The organism is Streptomyces sp. AB3(2024), assembly GCF_041862025.1.
Lineage (GTDB): Bacteria > Actinomycetota > Actinomycetes > Streptomycetales > Streptomycetaceae > Streptomyces.
The window spans coordinates 1-2,083 of record NZ_JBGWAB010000290.1; the positions used below are offsets into that span (position 1 = coordinate 1).

Annotated in this window: 1 protein-coding gene; it reads left to right on the forward strand. The window is 75.1% G+C overall.

Annotated features, from left to right (window positions below):
• Positions 1-2,083 (forward strand): condensation domain-containing protein (locus ACEPPI_RS40370; protein WP_373920221.1); only part of this gene is annotated, 2,083 nt, incomplete at both ends.

Below are 2,083 nucleotides of genomic sequence, written 5' to 3' on the forward strand. Positions count from 1 at the left end.
CCACTACACCGGCCGCACCGACACCCAGATCAAAATCCGCGGCTTCCGCATCGAACCCACCGAAATCGAAACCACCCTCACCACCCACCCCCACATCACCCAGGCCACCCTGCTCCACTCCGACGGGCAGCTGACGGCCTACGTGACCACCGCCCCCGGCGCCCCGGCCCCGGCCCCCGAGGCGCTGCGCGCCTGGCTGCGCGAGCGGCTGCCGGAGCACATGGTCCCCGCCCGGTTCGCGGTCCTGGACCGACTCCCGCTCACCCCCAACGGGAAGATCGACAAGGCCGCGCTCCCGGCGGTCGAGCCGACGCCCACCGCCGGGGGCCGCCGGCCGCTCACCGAGACGGAGGAGCTCGTACGGACCCTCGTGAGCGAGGTGCTCGGCAGCCCGGTGCCCCTGTCCATGGACGACGGGTTCTTCGACCACGGCGGCCACTCCCTCCTCGCCGCCCGCCTGACCAACCGCATCGCCTCCACCCTCGGCGTCTCCCTCACCCTGCGCGACGTCTTCCAGCACCCCACCCCCGCCGCCCTGACCCGTCGGATCGACGAGGTCGGCGACCGGCCCGCCCTGCCGCCCCTGCGGCGTGCCGAGGAACGTCCCGAGCGGCTGCCGCTGTCCTACGCCCAGCAGCGGCTGTGGCTGGTCGCGGGACTCGGCGGCCCGGGGGCGACCGCGTACAACGTGCCGATGGCGGTGCGGCTGGAGGGCGAGCCGGACGTGCCCGCGCTGCGCGCCGCCTTCGAGGACCTGGCCGCCCGCCACGAGCCGCTGCGGACCCGGTTCGCCACCGCGGACGGGGACCCGTACCAGATCGTCGACCCGGTCCCGGCGCACGCGTTCGAGCTGCGCCGCGTCACCCCCGGGACCCTCGACGGCGAACTCCTCGCCGCCGCCGGCCACTCCTTCGACCTGGCCGCCGAACACCCGGTGCGCGTCACCCTGTTGCGCTCCGGGGAGGGTGCGTACACGCTCCTGGTCCTGCTGCACCACATCGCCACCGACGGGCAGTCCCTGCGCCCGCTGTTCGAGGACCTGTCCCACGCCTACGCGGCCCGGCTGGCGGGGTCCGCACCCGACTGGGCCCCCCTGCCGGCCGACTACGCCGACTTCGCGCTCTGGCAGCGCACCGCCCTCGCCGGCGGTCCGCTGGAGACCCGGCTGGCCCACTGGCGGACGGCGCTGGCCGGGCTCCCCGAGGAGCTGGGGCTGCTCCCCGACCGGCCGCGTCCGCCGGTCGCGGGGCAGCGCGGCGGGGCGGTGCGGGTGGACTTCGGGACGGACCTGTACGAACGGGTGGTGGAGCTGGCGCGGGCCGAGCGGTGCACCCCCTTCATGGTGCTGCAGGCCGCGCTCGCGGCGACGCTGACCCGGCTGGGCGCGGGCACCGACGTCCCGCTCGGCTCACCGGTCGCAGGCCGGGCCGACGAGGCCCTGTCGGGGCTCGTGGGCTTCTTCGTGAACACCCTGGTGTTGCGTACCGACACCTCGGGGAACCCGGCCTTCCGGGAACTGCTGGCCCGGGTGCGCACCGCCGATCTGGACGCCTTCGCCCATCAGGAGGCCCCGTTCGACCTGGTGCTGGAGGCCTTGAACCCGGTCCGCTCCCTGGCCCGGCATCCGCTGTTCCAGGTGTGCCTGGCACTGGAGTCGGGTCCGGGGGTCTCGCCCGTGCTGCCCGGACTGCGGGCCGGTGAGGCGGAGCCCCTGGCCACCGGGGCCGTCAAGTTCGACCTGGAGTTCCTGCTGCGCGCCGACGGGGCGTCCGGCCTGACGGGGGCGGTGCTCTACAGCTCCGACCTGTACGAGCGGGCCACCGTCGAGCGGATGACCGGCATGCTGCGGCGGACGCTGGAGCAGGTGGCGCGCGAACCGGGGGTCCGGCTCTCGGAGCTGGAGCTGCTGGACGGGGCCGGCCGCCGGCAGGTGCTGGAGGAGTGGACGGGTGTCCGTACCGACACCGCCCCCGCCACCCTCGTCGAACGGTTCGAGGAGCAGGTCCGGCTGCGCCCCGGGGGCCGGGCGGTGGTCTTCGGCGGCCAGGAGCTCACCTACGCCGAGCTGGATGCCCGTGCCAAC